Annotated in this window: 19 protein-coding genes, 1 tRNA gene, 1 pseudogene and 1 riboswitch; of the genes and pseudogenes, 14 read left to right on the forward strand and 7 right to left on the reverse strand. The window is 55.4% G+C overall.

Going from position 1 to position 17,774, the window contains the following annotated elements:
- Positions 1 to 312 precede the first annotated feature (312 nt).
- Positions 313 to 397 (reverse strand) — tRNA-Ser (locus H8Q75_RS05815).
- Positions 398 to 433: 36 nt separating this feature from the next.
- On the opposite strand from H8Q75_RS05815, the gene H8Q75_RS05820 reads away from it, so the two are divergent.
- Positions 434 to 1,048, forward strand: coding sequence for a cobalt-precorrin-8X methylmutase (locus tag H8Q75_RS05820; protein ID WP_024124028.1), 615 nt, complete (start codon positions 434 to 436; stop codon positions 1,046 to 1,048).
- Positions 1,045 to 2,292 carry a bifunctional cobalt-precorrin-7 (C(5))-methyltransferase/cobalt-precorrin-6B (C(15))-methyltransferase gene (locus tag H8Q75_RS05825; protein WP_024124029.1) on the forward strand — a complete coding sequence of 416 codons (1,248 nt, stop codon included), beginning with the start codon at positions 1,045 to 1,047 and terminating at the stop codon, positions 2,290 to 2,292. The genes H8Q75_RS05820 and H8Q75_RS05825 overlap by 4 nt, the downstream gene beginning before the upstream one ends.
- Here the strand turns inward: H8Q75_RS05825 and H8Q75_RS05830 are convergent.
- Positions 2,283 to 2,834 carry a pentapeptide repeat-containing protein gene (locus H8Q75_RS05830; protein WP_297040901.1) on the reverse strand — a complete coding sequence of 184 codons (552 nt, stop codon included), beginning with the start codon at positions 2,832 to 2,834 and terminating at the stop codon, positions 2,283 to 2,285. The two genes, H8Q75_RS05825 and H8Q75_RS05830, sit on opposite strands and share 10 nt — an antisense overlap.
- Positions 2,835 to 2,931: 97 nt before the next feature.
- On the opposite strand from H8Q75_RS05830, the gene H8Q75_RS05835 reads away from it, so the two are divergent.
- The 6 genes from H8Q75_RS05835 (at position 2,932) to H8Q75_RS05860 (ending at position 6,877) form a co-directional block, all read left to right on the forward strand.
- Positions 2,932 to 4,461, forward strand: a complete 1,530-nt coding sequence (locus H8Q75_RS05835) for a SagB/ThcOx family dehydrogenase (protein ID WP_297040902.1) — start codon at positions 2,932 to 2,934, stop codon at positions 4,459 to 4,461.
- Positions 4,458 to 4,904, forward strand: a complete 447-nt coding sequence (locus H8Q75_RS05840; RefSeq protein WP_024124032.1) for an Rrf2 family transcriptional regulator — start codon at positions 4,458 to 4,460, stop codon at positions 4,902 to 4,904. Before H8Q75_RS05835 ends, H8Q75_RS05840 begins: the two co-directional genes overlap by 4 nt.
- 65 nt (positions 4,905 to 4,969) lie before the next feature.
- Positions 4,970 to 5,335 (forward strand): FHA domain-containing protein, encoded by a 366-nt coding sequence (locus H8Q75_RS05845; protein WP_024124033.1) that lies wholly within the window; start codon positions 4,970 to 4,972, stop codon positions 5,333 to 5,335.
- A gap of 155 nt (positions 5,336 to 5,490) precedes the next feature.
- Positions 5,491 to 5,826, forward strand: coding sequence for a 50S ribosomal protein L21 (gene rplU / locus H8Q75_RS05850; RefSeq protein ID WP_297040903.1), 336 nt, complete (start codon positions 5,491 to 5,493; stop codon positions 5,824 to 5,826).
- A gap of 1 nt (position 5,827) precedes the next feature.
- Positions 5,828 to 6,091, forward strand: a complete 264-nt coding sequence (gene rpmA, locus H8Q75_RS05855; protein WP_024124035.1) for a 50S ribosomal protein L27 — start codon at positions 5,828 to 5,830, stop codon at positions 6,089 to 6,091.
- 190 nt (positions 6,092 to 6,281) lie between these two features.
- A riboswitch (Glutamine riboswitch) is annotated at positions 6,282 to 6,394 on the forward strand.
- Positions 6,395 to 6,433: 39 nt separating this feature from the next.
- Positions 6,434 to 6,877 (forward strand): DUF4278 domain-containing protein, encoded by a 444-nt coding sequence (locus tag H8Q75_RS05860; protein WP_024124036.1) that lies wholly within the window; start codon positions 6,434 to 6,436, stop codon positions 6,875 to 6,877.
- Between the two features lie 109 nt (positions 6,878 to 6,986).
- Here the strand turns inward: H8Q75_RS05860 and H8Q75_RS05865 are convergent, their stop codons facing one another.
- Positions 6,987 to 8,321 (reverse strand): alkaline phosphatase PhoX, encoded by a 1,335-nt coding sequence (locus H8Q75_RS05865; protein WP_024124037.1) that lies wholly within the window; start codon positions 8,319 to 8,321, stop codon positions 6,987 to 6,989.
- A 143-nt stretch (positions 8,322 to 8,464) separates the two neighbouring features.
- Between H8Q75_RS05865 and H8Q75_RS05870 the strand changes: the two genes are divergently transcribed.
- The 3 genes from H8Q75_RS05870 to H8Q75_RS05880 all read left to right on the forward strand — a co-directional run bounded on the left by H8Q75_RS05870 (position 8,465) and on the right by H8Q75_RS05880 (position 10,527).
- Entirely contained in the window at positions 8,465 to 8,725 is a 261-nt protein-coding gene (locus H8Q75_RS05870; RefSeq protein ID WP_024124038.1) for a sulfiredoxin, read from the forward strand.
- A gap of 63 nt (positions 8,726 to 8,788) precedes the next feature.
- Positions 8,789 to 9,961, forward strand: a complete 1,173-nt coding sequence (locus H8Q75_RS05875) for an ATP-binding cassette domain-containing protein (RefSeq protein WP_297040904.1) — start codon at positions 8,789 to 8,791, stop codon at positions 9,959 to 9,961.
- Positions 9,958 to 10,527: a helix-turn-helix transcriptional regulator gene (locus H8Q75_RS05880; RefSeq protein WP_024124040.1), complete on the forward strand. Its 570-nt coding sequence runs from the start codon at positions 9,958 to 9,960 to the stop codon at positions 10,525 to 10,527. The genes H8Q75_RS05875 and H8Q75_RS05880 overlap by 4 nt, the downstream gene beginning before the upstream one ends.
- Here the strand turns inward: H8Q75_RS05880 and H8Q75_RS05885 are convergent.
- Together H8Q75_RS05885 and H8Q75_RS05890 are read right to left on the reverse strand one after the other, a co-directional pair.
- Positions 10,421 to 10,828: a (2Fe-2S) ferredoxin gene (locus tag H8Q75_RS05885; RefSeq protein WP_024124041.1), complete on the reverse strand. Its 408-nt coding sequence runs from the start codon at positions 10,826 to 10,828 to the stop codon at positions 10,421 to 10,423. The genes H8Q75_RS05880 and H8Q75_RS05885 overlap by 107 nt on opposite strands.
- 12 nt (positions 10,829 to 10,840) lie before the next feature.
- On the reverse strand, positions 10,841 to 11,632 hold the full coding sequence (locus H8Q75_RS05890) for a proteasome-type protease (RefSeq protein ID WP_024124042.1): 792 nt from the start codon (positions 11,630 to 11,632) through the stop codon (positions 10,841 to 10,843).
- 138 nt (positions 11,633 to 11,770) lie between these two features.
- On the opposite strand from H8Q75_RS05890, the gene H8Q75_RS05895 reads away from it, so the two are divergent.
- Genes H8Q75_RS05895 through H8Q75_RS05905 form a run of 3 tightly spaced genes read left to right on the forward strand, consistent with a single transcriptional unit; the run spans position 11,771 to position 14,188 of the window.
- Positions 11,771 to 13,396, forward strand: a complete 1,626-nt coding sequence (locus H8Q75_RS05895) for a cation:proton antiporter (protein WP_024124043.1) — start codon at positions 11,771 to 11,773, stop codon at positions 13,394 to 13,396.
- Positions 13,393 to 13,824 (forward strand): fluoride efflux transporter CrcB, encoded by a 432-nt coding sequence (crcB, locus tag H8Q75_RS05900; RefSeq protein WP_297040905.1) that lies wholly within the window; start codon positions 13,393 to 13,395, stop codon positions 13,822 to 13,824. Before H8Q75_RS05895 ends, crcB begins: the two co-directional genes overlap by 4 nt.
- On the forward strand, positions 13,811 to 14,188 hold the full coding sequence (locus tag H8Q75_RS05905; RefSeq protein WP_024124045.1) for a CrcB family protein: 378 nt from the start codon (positions 13,811 to 13,813) through the stop codon (positions 14,186 to 14,188). The genes crcB and H8Q75_RS05905 overlap by 14 nt, the downstream gene beginning before the upstream one ends.
- An 8-nt stretch (positions 14,189 to 14,196) precedes the next feature.
- Here the strand turns inward: H8Q75_RS05905 and acnB are convergent, their stop codons facing one another.
- Entirely contained in the window at positions 14,197 to 16,803 is a 2,607-nt protein-coding gene (gene acnB, locus H8Q75_RS05910; protein ID WP_297040906.1) for a bifunctional aconitate hydratase 2/2-methylisocitrate dehydratase, read from the reverse strand.
- A 605-nt stretch (positions 16,804 to 17,408) separates the two neighbouring features.
- Positions 17,409 to 17,774 (reverse strand): annotated as a pseudogene (locus tag H8Q75_RS05915) (ParA family protein); the annotation flags it as partial.

Raw genomic sequence — 17,774 nt, forward strand, 5'->3', positions numbered from 1 at the left:
ATCTAAGAAGGGGGGCACTTGCTGAAGAGCATCGCGGTAGCCCCGCTGCCAAAGTAACTGAGCCGTAATGGCGCCTGCATCGGGATGGAGCCACTTAACTGCCTCGATGAAGTTGGGGGGGGCGGGGTCAGCAGAATAGACTTGCCAGGGACGCTGCATGGCGGTGAATTGCTCAGGGAAGGCTGCGAAGATTCTTTGATCATAGCGATCGCCCGCCCAGACTGGCGAAATGAGCTCCTAGGCGGGAAACCTGGTACTCTCCCTGAGTTGCAGCAGGGGGTACCCCCTATAGTGGCAATATAAGAATTAGGACGGAGAGAGAGGGATTCGAACCCTCGGTGAGTTGCCCCACACAGCATTTCCAGTGCTGCGCCTTCGACCACTCGGCCATCTCTCCAAGTTTAGGCAGTTCTACTATCCTATCAGAAGTCCTGTGTCTCTGCTGCATCCAATTGCCCAAGCGAGTTTTGCCATCATCGATCGCGAGATCGGGCCTCATTCTTTTGACCCCCCTAGCTATGCGATTTTGCGGCGGATTATCCACAGCACGGCCGATTTTGAGTTTAAGAACCTCCTGGAGATTTCGCCGGGGGCGATCGCCCACCTCACTCAAGCCCTGCGCTCAGGTGTGCCGATTATTACGGATGTGGCCATGGTCAGTGTTGGCATTCAAACGATGGTCAGCCGCACCTTCCAAAACCCAATCATTACCGCCCTTGACGCTGGCAGCCCCACCGCCCCTGGTCAAACCCGCAGCGCAGCAGGGATGCTCCGCGCTTGGCAACAGTGGCCCCACGGTCTGTTTGTGATTGGGAATGCACCAACGGCCCTCCTGGCCCTGTGCGATCGCCTGCAACAAACCCATGTGCCTCCGGCAGGGGTTATTGGCGTCCCCGTTGGCTTTGTCAATGTCCTGGAGTCAAAAGCTGCCCTTGCCCAACTACCCGTGCCCCAAATTCGCATTGCCGGTCGCAAGGGGGGATCGCCTGTGGCAGCGGCGATTGTCAATGCCCTACTGGAGTTGGCCGATAGCGAGGGGCCAGCGTGACTCCGATTCATGTGGTGGGCATTGGCCTAGAGGGTCTCCAAGGGTTGGCAGCCACTGTGCAGCAGATTCTTCATTCCGCCACCCTCTTGGTGGGGAGCGATCGCCATCTGCAATTGATTCCCGAAGGGGACACCCCCCGCCTCTCCCTAGGGAACTTTAATGCCAGTCTCAAGGCGATTCAAAACCACTTGGACACCACACCCAACCCCCAAGTGGTCATTCTCACCAGTGGTGATCCGCTGTTCTATGGATTGGGACGCTGGCTCCTTGAAGTCTTTACCCCGGATCAGTTAACGTTTCATCCCCACCTCAGTGCGGTGCAATTGGCCTTTAGTCGTCTCAAGCTCCCTTGGCAGGATGCAGTAATCTACAGTGCCCATGGGCGGGATCTAGCGGGATTGGTGCCCCTGTTGCAGCGGGGGGTAGAGAAAATTGCCATCTATACCGATGGCGAGGCCAATATTGCTGCCATTAGCCGTCTATACCAAGCATTGCAGGTGCCTGTGGCCTATCGGGCGTGGGTTTGTCAGGCCCTTGGTAGCGCCGAGGAAGCCATTCTGCCCTGGGACTTGGCCCAACCGGTGACGGGGCTGCCGCCAGTACATCCCTTGAATTTGGTGGTGCTCCTGCGTCAACCCCAGCGCCTACCCCCTAGGGAACAGCCCATTCTTGGCCTAGGGGATGATCAGTTTTTCACCTTTGAGGATCGCCCTAGCCTGATGACGAAGCGGGAAGTGCGGGTACTGGTTTTGGCGGAACTGGCCCTCACCGGCACTGTAGAAATTGTTTGGGATATTGGTGCCGGCACTGGCAGTGTGGCCGTGGAAATCGCCCGCCTTGCCCCCCAAGCCACCGTCTATGCGATTGAGAAAACAGCTATTGGCTTTCAACTGATTGAGCGCAACCGCAAGGCTTTTGGTTTGACCAACCTCATCCCGCTCCAAGGGACAGCCCCCCAGTGTCTCAGGGATTTACCGCCGCCGAATCGGGTGTTTATTGGCGGCAGTGGTGCTCAGTTACTGGCCAATCTCGACTATTGTTGGTGCCACTTGAAAGCTGGCGGCCGGCTAGTGCTGGCGATCGCTACCCTCGAACACCAAGGCCAAGTTCTCCGCTGGTGTCAGACCCATCAAATCAACCCGCAAGTGCTACAGGTGCAACTCAGCCGTTCCGTTCCCCTGGGTCAAGGCCACCGCCTCCACCCCCTGAATCCGGTTACCCTAATTACCCTGCCTCAGGGATAGAAGTAGCCATCGGGGTAGATAGTGGTGCGATCGCACACCGCCACCGACAAATCGACACCCGTTGCCCGAAAAAAATTACACCCCTGTACCTGTGCTTCCGTTAAATCCGCCTGCTCTAAATTGGCCTGTTGCAGGTTTGCCCCTTGGAGATTTGCTTGGCGCAAATTGGCATAGCGCAAATCCGCCCCCCGAAGATTGGCCCCCCGCAGGTTTGCCCGCTCCAAATTGGCCGTGCGTAGATTGGCCCGCACAAGGCTCGCCCCCTCGAGATCCGCTGCAGCGAGGTTGGCTTGGTACAACTCAGCATCTCCCAACTCACTATGGCGCAAATTAGCAGCAGTTGCCTGAATTCGATTTAACTGGCAATAGGGCAAGTAGGCATTCGCCAGTGTACTCTCGCTAAAATCAGCATCACTGAGGTTGGTGTCAAAGAGACTCAAACCCGTTAGATCGCTGCCGCGAAAATTCCGTTCGCCTGCTGCATAGGCTTGGAGTAGCTCCTCCGCGTTGAATTTCGCCATAATGGTAAAAGAGTATTTCACAGTCTTAGGTATTTCTACTTAGGCTTTTTTGACTGTAGGGGAATTTATTGACGAAGTTACATTACTTAATGGTTTCTTAACTTGGTGAGGCACCACCATGGGGTTTCAACAACTTTCTTTGGCACAGCATTACCACGAACGCACCAAGTACGCCCCTGAGACCTTAGCCCAACAAGCTGCCCCCCTGGATTGGAGCCGTCAACCGAGTCCCTTCAAAACCTATCCCCTGGGCTCCGTCTTTTCCCTGAAGTCGTTCCTAGAGCCAGCGAAGGGGTCGGCTCACCCCTACTGGCAGCGACTCTCCCGCTTGTTGTACTGCACCTATGGCATTACTGGGGTGGTTCCCTATCCCGATCAGCCCTTTTATATGCGGGCAGCACCCTCTGCGGGAGGGCTATATCCAGCGGAGATCTATGTTCTCACTCGCAACGATACTGCTATTCCCGCTGGCATTTATAACTATCAAGTAAAAGATCATGCCCTTGTGCAGGTGTGGCAAAGCTATTGTTGGTCAGCCCTACAGGCGGCTTGTCTTTGGCATCCAGCCCTAGAAAGGACGCACATTGCTCTGGTGGTCACAGCCGTCTTTTACCGTTCCGCTTGGCGTTATGGCGATCGCGCCTATCGCCGCATTTGTCTTGACATTGGGCACCTCTTGGGGAATGTGGAACTGGCCGCCAATATCCATGATTTTCGTGCCCACTTTATTGGTGGTTTTGTGGATGCCCAGATGAATGAACTGCTTTACCTTGATCCAGAGCAGGAGGGGGTCTTGGCGGTGGTTGCCCTGGCCAATTTGCTGGCAGTGGACGAAAACTTATCCCCGTTTCCCTCTGTGTTACCCTCTGCTACCTGCTATGACTATGGGGCGATCGCCAGTGGCGAGTTGCTCAGAGCCTGCCATCGTGCCAGTGCCCTCACAAGTAGTGAGATAATCTACAGCATGCAGACACCCAGCCCCAGGGCCAAGGCGCCTCCCGAACCCCCTGCAAGTAAGTACAACTTTCCCTTTGGGCTGCGGGTCAGTCTCAGCAAAACCATCATTCACTGGGAGACCAATCTAGCCGCTCTGCAGCAAACCATTCTCCAGCGGCGTTCCACCCGTCAGTACAGTGGCCAAGGGATTGAGGTGGATCAATTGGCTGCCCTGCTCACCTTTGCCTACCATCCGCAAGACTACCGCGATCAAGGCCTAGACGAATGCCCCAGTTTCTTTGACCCAACCCTGGTGGAAACCTTTATTGCCGTGACGCGGGTCAGGGCGCTTGAGGAGGGCTGCTACTACTACGCTATAGCTGAGCATGAACTCCGCCAGATTCGCTTCAAGAACTTTCAGGAACCGTTGCACTTTCTCTGTCTCAATCAAGACCTCGGTCGCGATGCCGCAGTGGTGATTTTCCATACCGCCAATCTGGAGCGGGCGATCGCTCGCTATGGCGAACGCGCCTATCGCTACCTGCACATGGATGCCGGCCACCTCGGCCAGCGACTTAACTTAGCCGCTACCGCCTTGGGGCTAGGGGTGAGTGGCATCGGCGGCTTCTTTGATGATCAGGTCAACGATCTCCTCGGCATTCCCCCCGAAGAAGCCGTTCTCTACATCACCACTGTTGGCAAAGCCGCATGACCCTCACCACCCGTGGCCACTACAGTATCAAGGCTCTGTTGGACTTGAGTTTGTTGCCCAACTATGGGCCTGCCTCGGTGCGTACCATTGCTGAGCGGCAAAAGATTCCTGCCCCCTATCTAGAAAAACTCTTGATTGAATTGCGGCGTGCCGGCTTGGTGCGATCGCTGCGCGGCGTCTATGGGGGCTATCAACTCGCCCGTCCCCCAGCGACCATTTCCCTGCGGGATATCCTTACTGCTGTTGGTGAATCGCCAGCTCCCCTGTTTTTACACCCCCCTCAACCGGAAGATGGCACCGCCGATTGGGTAACCTTGAGTCTCTGGCAACGACTCCACCAAAAACTTCAGGAGGCCTTGGCCAGTATTTCCCTTGAGGATTTATACTTTGATGCCCGCAGTTGGCAAGCGGCCCAAGGGGATGGGGCAACATTTGTAATCTAGGGGTAATCTAGTGGTAACCTAGAGAATTTAGGCTCAGGGCATCCCGTTAAGATGGCAGACGCAGGATGCCAACGCCAAGCTACCCCAAAGCATCACTGATCGTTCGCGAACGTGGTTTGCCAAAACAGGCAGTCATTCTCAGTCCCGATCGCCAGTGGACCAGTGGCCCCCAGCTGGACTGTTGTATTCATCCCACAGATACCTATGTCTCGCGGTTGCATGCTGAGATCAACGCCTTTCTCTTTAGGGGACAGCCCCTCTCCTTCATTAGTGATTCCCACAGCCGCAATGGCACGTTCCTGAATGGCCTGCCGCTTCAGCACAGGACTCTGCTTCACCATGAAGAGGTCATTGGTGTGGGCACTACCTATCCAGACATTTACCTATCCAGACATTTAAGGAAATCTCCCTCGATGAGTGCCCCGAATTGACTAAAGGTTCAACAGACCGTCTGCCTGGGGTCGGCGAGGGTTTGACAGCCACAGGGGATCAATTTTATGATGGAAAATTGTTGAGTTTGCACGGAACAGGTTTTCCAAGAGGCGCGCATCCCCTCACCTGCACGGCAAGGAGTTTTTTAATTTCTATGGCATACGCAATCATTGAGACCGGTGGCAAGCAACTGCGCGTTGAACCCGGGCGCTTTTACGATGTGGAGCGGCTCGCCATTGAGCCGGAGAGCACCATTGATCTTGAACAGGTGTTGCTGGTGCAAACCGATAGCCAAGTCCACGTGGGTCAACCCTACGTCAGTGGTGCGGTTGTCTCTGGTACGGTGATGGAGCATCGGCGCGGGCCGAAGGTGATTGTCTATAAAATGCGGCCGAAAAAGAAAACCCGCAGGAAAAAAGGCCACCGTCAAGAACTCACTCGCATCATGATCAATGAGATTCGTCTCAATGGTGAATCCCTAGGAGGTTAACATGGCACACAAGAAAGGAACAGGTAGTACCCGCAACGGTCGCGATTCAAATGCCCAGCGTTTGGGTGTCAAGCGCTTTGGCGGGGAAGTGGTCAAGGCCGGTCACATTCTGGTGCGGCAGCGGGGAACAAAATTCCACCCGGGCGCGAATGTGGGTCGTGGGGGTGATGATACCCTTTTTGCAATGATTGCCGGTGTCGTTACCTTTGAGCGCTATGGCAAAAATCGCAAGCGTGTGAGTGTCTATCCCCTAGCAGAGGCCTAAAACTGCCCTTCAACGTCAATACAATATCAATAAAGGTGCAAAAATGATGCCATTGGGTCAATCCTCGGGGTTGGCCTTTTTTTTGTCTCAGACAATCCCCTCCCTAGGGGCGTAGTGGCCCGAGTATTGTAAATTTCTATGAATAGCTTGCTTTAAGGTCGAGAAATTGTTAAATTAGATACAGAAATAAATCGTTCATCCCTCACAGGGCATCAGTAAACGCTTTTCAGACCGAGTTGAATTGTCAGCGTTGTACCTTTGCGAGGGACGGAAGTAGGGAAATCGATCCCGAAGGAACGCGCCTCAATCAGTCCACCTTGTAATAAAAATGGGGCGAAAACTATGACGACTCTGACCTATCGCGGCGTTCAATACAACTACGTTCCTCCAGCGATCAACACCCAAGCAACGGATGTCGTGGCCAAGTATCGCGGTAGCACCTATCGGGTGGCTGCGGTGACAAATCCGCCGGAAGAATCCTTAAAAATCATGACCTATCGCGGCGCCAAGTATCAAAAAGGCAAACCGCCCGCCGGTGTTCCCGCTGCTCGCTTGGCTGATAATGTGGCCTCGGTGCCCATGACAGCAACAGTTAACGAAATGGCTCGCTCCTTGGCGATGGCCCATCATGTGATGATTAAAAGCCGTGAACAAACCCTCCTTGCCCGAATGGCGACAGCGATCGGCATGCCCCTGAGTGCTGCCCACTACTGGCAGCACATTCAGGGCAAAGTGAATCCCGCTTTGGCGGCCACCTACGATCGCTCCCCTGTGGCGCTGAGCTAAGGCAGAAAGGACGGAAGGAGAAGGGATGGCAGTGCTGAGTTGAGTCTGTAGGCAAACAGCAAGGGAGCCAGGTCATCCTGGGCTCCCTTTTGGTGGGGTAGTTGGGCCATTAGCCCCGCCGATCCCAAGGCCCCCAGATTGCAAAGGTCATCCCCGGATGGTAAAGATTCACAAACAGGGTTTGGCCATCGGGGGAGAAGCAAACCCCCGCTAGTTCCTGATCATTGAGGGCATTGCGAGCAAGGGTGTACACTTCGCCGGTGGGCGTGATGCCAACCAGACGGTTCACTGAATCGTTGCCATCTTCGCAGCAAATGAGATCTCCCCAAGGTGCCATCGTCAAGTTATCGGGGTAATCCAGAACTGCCTTGCCGGGGGACTCCACAAATAGCTCAAGGGTGCCCCCCGCCGTTGGGGTGCTGCCGGGGCGATATCGCCAGATTTGACCTAAGCGCTTGTTACCGCCGCTGGTGGCAGTAAAGTAGAATTCGCCATTGTGGTAGCAGAGGCCTTCACCGCGCACAAATTGGGCTGCCCCTTTCTGATAACCTTCATAGCGCACTGTATCTTGGGGGGGGTCAGGTTCCGCAATATTCACCCATTCCACCTCGAAGGGCTGGCGTAGGGGAAAACCCTGACCCGTCTTAGCTTTCGGGTAGCGTTTGATTTTCAACGCCTGGAGTTGACCGCCGGCGGCAAGGTTGGTGGGCTTTTTGGGAATAAAGCGATAGAAGAGACCATCCCCGCGATCCTCTGTTTGATAGATGATATGTGTTTTTGGATCGATGGCGATCGCCTCATGTTGAAAGCGCCCCATTGCCTTCAGGGGAACTGGCGTCACTGGTCCCTGGGCACTGATGGGCACTTCAAAGTTATAGCCATGGGGTTTTTGCACGGGGCCTCCGTTGGCGGGATGTTCAGGGGTGGAAATCGTTTCTTCGCAGCTAATCCAACTGCGCCAGAGGGTTTTGCCACCGCCGCAATTGCGGGAGGTGCCGGCCAAGGAAACGTAATGCTTGAGGAGCTGGCGATCTTTGCTGACCACAAGGGTGGTTGTGCCGCCGCGGGCAAGGGGGTCGTACATCTTGTCCTTGGGAACTACTACCCCTTGAAAGACCGGGGACAGTCCAGGAGTGATCTCATGGTTACGTACCAGGATGGTTGTGCCATCAGGGCCAGCAAAGGCGGCCATGCCATCATGGCAGGTGGGCACAGGGGTGCCATCACTGAGGCGATCGCCCAGCTTTGAGAACACTCGATACTGAAACCCGGCTGGCAAATCCAACAGGCCCCTGGGATCCTTGACCAGAGGGCCAAAGCCACGACCTGTCACTGATTGGCCGCGGGCGGCCCGTTGATACAAAAGCTGCAGCCCTTGGGGCAGCAGCGCTGCCCCCATACCGGCGGCTGCCAGGGTGAGGAAGCGACGACGTTGCAAACCCATAAAAAAACACCGAAACGGCACAACTAATGGCTAAAAGCCAACCCGTATTGTTTTACTGCAAGTTAGGAAGTTATTCAAGAGCGTTTTGTTGCCGACAGGCGATGGATTGCTAAAATAAATTCATAACGAGTTTGGATAAGCCAATGCGAGTTTTGGATTTGCCTCTCAAGGCCATTCGTCGTCCCCTGATTCGGCAAACGGATCCAGCCAAAGTTGAAGCGCTGATGGCCTCCATTGCTGAAATTGGCCAGCAGGAACCCATTGATGTCCTTGAGGTGGAAGGGCAGTACTATGGCTTTTCGGGGTGTCATCGCTATGAAGCCTGCCAACGTCTGGGACTGCCCACGATCCGGGCACGGGTTCGCCGGGCGCCCCGTTCCGTCCTGAATCTGCACCTTGCCTAGGCGTCTTGTCAGATTGGCCCCAGTGTGGGATTCTAGCCAATTAGCCCCTCTAGGACAGCGATCGTGACCGGTGTACGCCTTGAACAACTGACCAAGGTCTATCGCGACCCCCAGCGCGGGAATGATGTCATGGTTCTGCGAGGGATTGATCTAAGTGTGGGTGGGGGCGAGTTTTTGGTGCTAGTGGGTCCTTCGGGGTGTGGCAAGAGTACTTTGCTGCGGCTCATTGCGGGTTTAGACGAACCAACCACGGGCAGGATTTGGGTGGGCGATCGCCTGGTCAATGGTTTACCCCCCAAAGCACGAGACATTGCCATGGTCTTTCAAAGCTATGCCCTCTATCCCCATCTCACCGTTTATGACAACTTGGCCTTTGGTTTGCGCCGCAACTCACAGATAAAGGGGGTGTTACCCGCTCCCATTGAAGCCACCTTAACGCGCTGGACGCGATCGCTCCCCAAGGGGATGCAACTTTCTTTTCCCCGCGAACGGGCCATTCACCAGCGGGTGAAGCAGATTGCACAGCTGTTGCAAATTGAGCACTTGCTCTATCGCTATCCCAAACAACTCTCCGGCGGTCAGAAACAGCGGGTTGCCCTCGGACGAGCCATGGCCCGCAATCCCCAGGTTTTTTTGATGGATGAACCCCTGTCTAACCTAGATGCCAAGCTGCGCACCGAGACCCGCGCCCAAATTGTCCAACTTCAGCGGCAATTGGGCACCACGACCATTTATGTGACCCATGATCAAACGGAAGCGATGACCATGGGCGATCGCATTGTGGTCCTGCACCAAGGCCAAATTCAACAAATTGCCACGCCCCTCGACCTGTATCAACGTCCTGCCAATCGCTTTGTGGCCGAGTTTATTGGCTCACCGCCGATGAATTTTTTAGCCGTGACCCTCAGCCAAGGGAAGATTCAGCACGCCAATTGGCAGTTGTCCCTGAGCCAGCCCTTGCCCTGGGCCTCAAAAGCATGGCTGGGGATTCGTCCAGAGCATTTCCTGTTGGCCACTGCTGAAGAGAAGGATACACTGGCAGCTCAGGTGGATCTGGTGGAGGCCCTTGGCCATGAAACGGGCTTGACGGTTCACCTCACGGTAACCGGAGAGACGTTGCGGGTGCGCTTGCCGGGGCAACAGCCCATTCGGCGGGGCGATCGCCTGTATTTGCGCCCTGATCCGCAGCATCTCCACTTTTTTGACGATCACACTGGGCAGCGACTAGAAGGATGAGCCAGCGTCTGCAAGAGCGCCTTGCGATGGTCGGCATTACCCGCAAGAGTCAACTGCACCGCAAAGGATTTACCCGACAGCAAGCCAATGCCATTTGGTTCGGCAACCTGCACCGACTGCGCCTTGAAACCCTCGAACACCTGGCCCACGTTCTGGGGCTGACGCCGTTGGAGTTGTTTCAGTGGCTCTATGGCGAATCCCCTGCTGAGGCGGCGCTCCAACACCAAGCCCTACAAATCCTTGAACCGTTTCTGCGCTTCTGGCCCACTGCCGCCGCTGCTGCCCGACAAAACCCCACCGCCCCTGCCCAGCGAATTTTGCCCCTAGTGCAGCCGGTGTTTCAACTCTTAGAGCAGTGGGGGGTTAGGTTGATTGGTGAAGTTGGGGCCTGTGTTCCCTTTGATCCGCACCAGCACCAGAGCGATCGCGCCCCCTTAGCGGCAGGAACACCTGTGTGCATTACCCATGCGGGGTATTGGTGGGGCGATCGCCTGCTCTTTCGGGCAGTGGTGACGCCAGTAGATATTCCTGAACAATCTGCCCCGCCAGCACATGCTCCTGAATGACCCGCTCAATCACTGCGGGCGTTGCCGAGTGATACCACACACCATCGGGATAGACCACTAAAATCGGCCCCTGTTGGCACACCCGCAGGCAATTGGCCCTGGTGCGAAAAATACAGCCCTCTGGGCGCGGTTGATCCAAGCCTAATTCCTTGAGGCGCTTTTTCAAATATTCCCATGCTTCTAAACCCACTGCCTTGTCACAACACAGGGGTTTGGTTTGGTCGGCACAGAGGAATAGATGCTGCTTAATGTGGCCAATCCCCAAGGCTGCTACTTGCTGTTCTAAGGAAGGAGATGTCATAGTTGGTCTTTCCTACTCTGCAATAAGGGTTTCCGGTGTTGGCAGCACCATTGAGGACGTCGGAGAAGACTGGCGGCGGTTCCATTCAATCTCCGGCATTTCCTCAAATGCTCGCCGCAAGGAGGCCTCCCAAAACTGCCGCACCTTTACCAAAAAAGGATCACCCAAAACAAATTCGGCGCGGTGACAGATTTCAAAGCTATCGGTGCGGTACATGATCAGGTCAAGGGGGGGGCCGACGGAGATATTGGATTTCATCGTTGAATCAAGGGAGAGCAGGGCATATTTTGCCGCCGCATCTACCGGCGTATCGAAGCGCAACGTGCGGTCTAAAATCGGCTTGCCATATTTTGTTTCACCAATCTGGAGAAAGGGAGTTTCCGGCGTCGCTTGCAGAAAATTGCCTTGACTGTAGATTAGGTAGAGGTAGGGTTCCTCGCCACGAATTTGCCCCCCCACCAGAAATGTGCATTGGTAGTCAATGTTATCCTTAGCTAACCAGGGCCGATGACTATCGGTGACCTCCCGCAGCTTACTACCGATATAGCGGGCCACCTCGTACATATTGGGCAACGTGTTGAGACTGCGCTCCAACTGCCCCTTGAGATCGCGGCGAATCAGGGTGAGAACTTCCTGAGTAATGGAAAGGTTACCAGCGGTACAAATCACAATCACCCGCTCCCCCGGCACCGAAAAATCAAAGAGCTTCTGATAGGTGGAAATATAGTCTACCCCCGCATTGGTGCGAGAGTCTGCCGCCATCACCAGACCCGATGTGGTGAGAATTCCCAAGCAATATGTCATCTTGCCGATGCTCCGCCAATAACCAAGCACTATAGAGCATATAGAGGATTTGTGGCGATCGCTAGGGACACTGAGCCTTGGAAATGAATTGGGTTATTCGCTAGGGTAGGGTTTGGTGTCACAGCGAGGTTGGCAGCGATGTCAACTATTTTAGAAACCCTTGCCCTCATCCTCCTGCTGGGATTCTTTGCTGGTCAGTTGGCGCGGCGACTGGGGGCACCTGCCTTGATCGGCATGATTCTTGTGGGGATTGTCCTCGGGCCTGGGGCTTTGAATCTGTTGCAAGCCGACGTCCTAGGGGCAGCCCCCACCTTTCGTGCCGTTGCGGTGATGGTGATTTTGATGAAGGCGGGACTGGGCTTGGATCGCCAGAAATTGGCCCAACAGGGCACTGTGGCTCTACGCCTTGGGGTGTTACCCGCCTTGTGTGAAATGGCAGTTGTGGCAGGGGTGGCCATGCTTTTACTGGGATTTAATTTGCGACAGGGGCTATTGTTGGGGGCGATCGTGGCACCGGAGTCCCCCGCGGTCATTGTGCCGGGGATGCTACGGCTAAAAAGTTTGGGCTGGGGCGTGGACAAGGGGATTAGCGATGCCATTCTCTCAGGCAGTGCCATTTCCGATGTAGTGGTGCTACTGCTTTTCAGTTTACTCATGGGGGTTGACCATGGCGGGGGATTCCTAGGCGGCTTGCCGCCCGCCTTGGCAGTGGGTGTGCAGGCGCTCCTTGAAATTGGGGGTGGCTTGATTGTGGGCTATGGCTTGGCCTGGGCGCTGGTCTTTTTGTTGGTCAAGCAAAACTGGAGTCAAAATCGGGTGCAAACAACCCTCGGGGCAGCAGCAGTGGCCTTGGGGGCAGTGGGCTTGGCCGATCGCCTGCCCCTGTTTTCCGGCTACCTTGCGGTCATGAGTGCGGGCTTCTTTTTGATTGAGATGGATGCGCCCCTAGGGCGGCAATTACGGGGGGGATTTGACGTGCTGTGGCAGGGGGCAGAGATTTTTCTCTTTGTGCTGTTGGGTGCCAGTGTCCAGTTAGGGGTGTTGCAACGTTCCCTCGGTGTGGGTTTAGTCATTTTGGCGGTGGGTACCTTGATGGGGCGGGGCATTGGTTGGTATCTTTCCACCCTTGGCAGTAATTGGACCCTCTCAGAACGCCTCTTTTTGCTGGCGGGGAATTCAGCCAAGGCAACTGTACAAGCGGCCATTGGTGCTCTGCCTTTGTCTGCTGGGGTGCCTGGGGGGGAAACGATGCTAGCGATCGCGGTTCTGGCGATCGTGATTACGGCTCCCGTTGGGGCATGGGCAATTCCCACCTTTGCGCCAAAACTCCTGCAAAAGGGCGAGGTGGATGCCACCAAAGTCCTGCTGCAACCCCGGGTTGTTCTTTTAGCACCGGTGGATACCTCCAGTGTCACCCCCTATGTTCTGCAAAAGACGGCGGAATTAGCGCGCCGTGCTGATGCGCAAGTCATTGTGCTCCATGTGCAGGACGTACCTGACCCCAAAGCGGTGGCCACCCTCGAAGCCCAAATTAAGCAGTACCTTGCAGATATTCGCTATCGTTTCATTATGACGGCTGGCCCCATTACCGAAGCCATTTTGAGTACCGCCGCCCTGTACAACGTGACTGAAATCATTCTTGGCAAACATGGTCAAAACCATAGTCAAAAGGGTTTCAAGCGTGTCTTCATGGGGTCTGTGTGTCAGACTATTCTTGAGAGTTCAACTCGACCGGTATTGATTGTGGAGGAGCCCCGCTTGTGACGTCGATTCATCCTCGGTTGCGCCCCGCCTTGGCCGTCAGTCTTGGAGCCATCCCCGGTGCCTTGAGTCGCTTCTTACTGGCGGTCTATTTGGAACCCTATCTTGTGGGTAATGTGCCCTTTGCCACGTTGATTGTAAATGTCACTGGCTGCTTTTTGCTGGGGGTGATTGCCCCCCTCGCCTTTGCCCGCACGTTTGTCGTGCACCCCGATTTGCGCTTGCTATTGACAACGGGATTGATTGGTTCCTATACAACCTTTTCATCCTACGAGTTGGATAACGACAAGCTCTTGGGTAACCGGGATATGGCAGCCGAGGGTTTTTACTGGCTCGGCAGTACGGGGCTGGGATTGCTGGCTTTGGAGTTGGGCAGCCGCTTAGTGCTGTGGGGATTAGCCTCTTGGGAGAAGTGGGATGATCTCACCTGAAGGACTGGTGGCGATCGCCCTCGGGGCTGTGCCCGGAGCGTTGACACGGTACTACGTCGGTCTATGGAGCGATCGCCGCTTTGGCACCCTGGTCTTTGGCACCCTGAGTGTGAACCTGATGGGGGCCTTTCTCATGGGCTTTTTGAGCCATGCTGTAACCCGCTGGGGGGCGCCGCTGTGGCTCAGCTATGGCCTCACCGTTGGTTTTTTGGGGTCTTTGACCACCTTTTCCACGTTTATCCTAGAGGTATCCAACCTGCGTCGCCAAGGCTATCCTCGGCTTGCGTGGCTCTATTGGCTCAGCACGCCTATCCTAGGGTTTCTTTGTGTGGAAGGCGGAATTGCTCTCTCCCGTTGGGTTTAGGTCAAGGGCTAGCCGCCCATACAGGCTAGTAGTTTCGCCTCCTCCTCCTTAGAAATGAGACGGCCTTGGTCTTCGTAGTCAGGAATTTGATCAAAGTAGAGGTAGCGATAGAGATCCGCTGCAAAGGGATTAATTTTCCGCGTCACAATGTCTAGGTACTCTTCGCGGGTAGGAATGCGCCCCAGCAGGGCACAGACTGCCGCCAGCTCTGCGGATCCCAGATAGACCCGCGCCCCTTTGCCCATGCGGTTATTGAAGTTCCGTGTGGAGGTGGAAAAAACCGTCGTGTTATCAGCAACGCGGGCTTGGTTACCCATACACAGAGAGCAGCCCGGCATCTCCAGGCGTGCTCCAGCAGCGGCAAAAATACTATAGTAGCCCTCCTCGCGCAACTGCTGCTCGTCCATGCGGGTGGGTGGCGCAATCCAGAGGCGAACCTGCACCGCTCCTTCCCCTTCCAGCACCTTGGCAGCGGCACGGTAGTGGCCAATATTGGTCATACAGGAGCCAATAAAGACCTCCTGCACCGGATCACCCGCACATTCCGAGAGAGTTTTGATATTGTCAGGATCGTTGGGGGCAGCCACAAGGGGTTCCTTGATCTGATCGAGATCCACCTCTATCACATCGGCATACTCAGCATCGGCATCGGCAGCGAGAAGACGGGGATTGGCCAGCCAGGCCTCCATTTTTTTCACCCGCCGCAGGATCGTCCGCGCATCGCCATAGCCCCGAGCCACCATGTTTTTCAAAAGGGTGATATTGGAGCGCAGGTAGGTGGCCACTGTCTCTTTGCTCAGTTGAATTGTGCAGCCGGCCGCCGATCGCTCCGCCGTGGCATCCGTCAGTTCAAAGGCCTGCTCCAGTTGCAAGTCGGGCAGTCCCTCCATTTCAATAATGCGTCCTGAAAAGACGTTTTTCTTGTTTTCCTGAGCAACGGTCAGCTTGCCCTGCTGAATGGCCACATAGGGAATGGCGTTGACAATGTCCCGCAGCGTCACCCCCGGTTGTAAGGAACCTTTGAAGCGCACTAGCACCGACTCCGGCATATCCAAAGGCATCACCCCCAAGGCCGCCGCAAAGGCCACTAGGCCAGAGCCGGCAGGGAAGGAAATGCCCAAGGGAAACCGCGTGTGGGAATCGCCCCCCGTGCCCACGGTATCGGGCAGCAGCATGCGATTGAGCCACGAGTGAATAATGCCATCCCCTGGTCGCAGCGAGATGCCGCCCCGCGAGGTGATAAAGTCCGGCAGTTCTTTGTGGGTTTTAATGTCAACGGGCTTTGGATAGGCCGCCGTATGACAGAAACTTTGCAACACCAAGTCCGCACCAAAGCCAAGGCAGGCCAATTCCTTGAGCTCATCGCGGGTCATGGGGCCCGTTGTATCCTGCGAGCCAACCGTTGTCATCACCGGTTCGCAGTAGGTGCCGGGGCGGACCCCAGGGAGGCCGCAGGCTTTACCGACAATCTTTTGCGCCAGGGTATAGCCTTTGTTGCTTTCAATGGGAGGCTTGGGACGGGTAAAGAGGGGACTGGGGTCGAGGCCAAGGGCTGCCCGTGCTTTGTCGGTGAGGGTACGCCCAATGAGCAGTGGAATGCGCCCACCCGCTCGCACTTCATCCAAGAGGGTATCGGGCTTGAGGGTAAACCGGCTGATCACTTCCCCCGCTTCATTAGTAATTTCACCGCGGTAGGGGTAAATCGTGATCACATCCCCCAGGTTCATTGGGGTGACATCGCACTCGATGGGCAGCGCGCCCGAGTCCTCCATTGTGTTGAAGAAAATGGGGGCAATTTTGCCGCCAAGGCAGACACCCCCGGTGCGCTTATTGGGGACGTAGGGAATGTCCCGGCCAATGTGCCAAATCAGCGAGTTGGTGGCGGACTTGCGGGAGGAACCGGTGCCGACAACGTCCCCCACATAGGCGAGGGGATAGCCCTTTTGCTTCAGTTCGGCAATGATTTGCAGTGCCCCCGGCAAGCGGCTTTCCAGCATTACCGTGGCGTGCAGGGGAATATCAGGGCGAGTGGTGGCATGGGGAGCAGGGGAGAGATCATCGGTGTTGGTTTCACCCGCCACTTTGAAAACAGTGACGGTAATCGCCTCTGGAAGTGGCTCACGGCAGGTAAACCAGTCGCCATTGGCCCAGGATTCCATCACTTGGCGGGCGTAGGGATTCCCTTGGTGCATGAGGTCTTGGACATCGTGAAAGGCGTCATAGACCAGGAGGGTATGGCTCAGGGCAGTGGCCGCCGCACTGGCCAGTTCCGGGTCCTCGTGGCGCAGCAGGTCAATGAGGGATTGAACATTGTAGCCCCCCAGCATGGTCCCTAGGAGTTCCACCGCTGCAATCGGGGTGATGAGGGGGCTGCTGAGTTCCCCCTTGGCGATCGCCGTCAAAAAGCCCGCCTTAATATAGGCCGCTTCATCCACACCCGGGGGCACGCGATCCCGAATCAGGTGCAGCAGGTATTCCTCTTCCCCAGCGGGTGGGTGTTGTAGGAGATCACAGACGGCAGAGGTTTGTGCGGCGGTCAGGGGCAGGGGGGGAATTCCCAAAACAGCGCGCTCTTGGGTGTGCTGACGGTATTGACTCAGTACGGTGGTGTCCACGTTCTGTTGACCTTAATTCAAAAACTTCAAAGACTTCAAAAACTTCGACGGCGCAAAGAAAACGCCATTGAAGTGCGACTTCAGTTATGGCCTAGGATCACAGAAACCTATCCTGGGGCGATCGTATTGTTAATATCATTGTTTCATCACTGATATGACAGGGCTGATATTATTCATAATTGACAAACCCCAAGGGCTGGGAATCTTTAATTATCTAATTTTAATTAACCCCCATACAACCGAAACCCAATGACTATAGCAGTGTAACTAGCCACAAACTGCAAAAGACTTATTGGTTTCAGGAAAAAACGCGCATTGAGAAAAATAAAGAATACGGCTAACGCTAAGACCCCATATCCAAGGTACCGAATCTGATCACGACCTGAGGTAATCATGAGAATACCGACCAAGGACAAGAGAACGGCTGTACCTGCTCCAAGGGTGCCATGAAAGATAATATTCTGGGCAAGGAAATAAAGGCCGCCTAGAATACAGGCTAGACTTAGGAAACGACGCATATTCCTTTGAAGCGACTGAGATTCTGCATATTAATCGTACATTATTATACTGGCTTTGTTTTTAAGGACGTTTTTAGGGACAGGCCATCAACGCCAATCCCGCTCCAGCTCCTCGGCAACACGGCGGTAATCGGCTTGGGCCTCCTTGGCCTGTTTGCCCTTCCATTGGGTAATGGGCACCCCCTCTAGGGCAGCTCGTTCGTGGGCTTTGTAGGCGCGGATAAAGGCATGACAAGCCGCTACCCCCAACTGCAAGAGGGTATTTTGGGCCTCAAGGGCCTCATTGACACAGCGGGGATCAACGCGGGTGAGCAGGACGCGGTGGGGAACCTTAGACGGTTCCACCACTTGCTTGACGGTTTCAATAAGAGCGGCAAGATCAATGGGGGCAGGGGGGGTGGGCAGCACCAGATAGTCGGCAATGGGCACGACTGCCCCTAGGGCACTGGAGGC

The sequence above is a fragment of the Thermosynechococcus sp. OHK43 genome, from assembly GCF_014466085.1.
Taxonomy (GTDB): domain Bacteria; phylum Cyanobacteriota; class Cyanobacteriia; order Thermosynechococcales; family Thermosynechococcaceae; genus Thermosynechococcus.

Coding starts and splice junctions, on each gene's coding strand:
- H8Q75_RS05835 (WP_297040902.1), top strand. CDS start 2,932: ATGGGGTTTCAACAACTTTCTTTGGCACAGCATTACCACGAACGCACC.
- H8Q75_RS05840 (WP_024124032.1), top strand. CDS start 4,458: ATGACCCTCACCACCCGTGGCCACTACAGTATCAAGGCTCTGTTGGAC.
- H8Q75_RS05845 (WP_024124033.1), top strand. CDS start 4,970: ATGCCAACGCCAAGCTACCCCAAAGCATCACTGATCGTTCGCGAACGT.
- rplU (WP_297040903.1), top strand. CDS start 5,491: ATGGCATACGCAATCATTGAGACCGGTGGCAAGCAACTGCGCGTTGAA.
- rpmA (WP_024124035.1), top strand. CDS start 5,828: ATGGCACACAAGAAAGGAACAGGTAGTACCCGCAACGGTCGCGATTCA.
- H8Q75_RS05860 (WP_024124036.1), top strand. CDS start 6,434: ATGACGACTCTGACCTATCGCGGCGTTCAATACAACTACGTTCCTCCA.
- H8Q75_RS05865 (WP_024124037.1), bottom strand. CDS start 8,321: ATGGGTTTGCAACGTCGTCGCTTCCTCACCCTGGCAGCCGCCGGTATG.
- H8Q75_RS05870 (WP_024124038.1), top strand. CDS start 8,465: ATGCGAGTTTTGGATTTGCCTCTCAAGGCCATTCGTCGTCCCCTGATT.
- H8Q75_RS05880 (WP_024124040.1), top strand. CDS start 9,958: ATGAGCCAGCGTCTGCAAGAGCGCCTTGCGATGGTCGGCATTACCCGC.
- H8Q75_RS05885 (WP_024124041.1), bottom strand. CDS start 10,828: ATGACATCTCCTTCCTTAGAACAGCAAGTAGCAGCCTTGGGGATTGGC.
- H8Q75_RS05890 (WP_024124042.1), bottom strand. CDS start 11,632: ATGACATATTGCTTGGGAATTCTCACCACATCGGGTCTGGTGATGGCG.
- H8Q75_RS05895 (WP_024124043.1), top strand. CDS start 11,771: ATGTCAACTATTTTAGAAACCCTTGCCCTCATCCTCCTGCTGGGATTC.
- H8Q75_RS05905 (WP_024124045.1), top strand. CDS start 13,811: ATGATCTCACCTGAAGGACTGGTGGCGATCGCCCTCGGGGCTGTGCCC.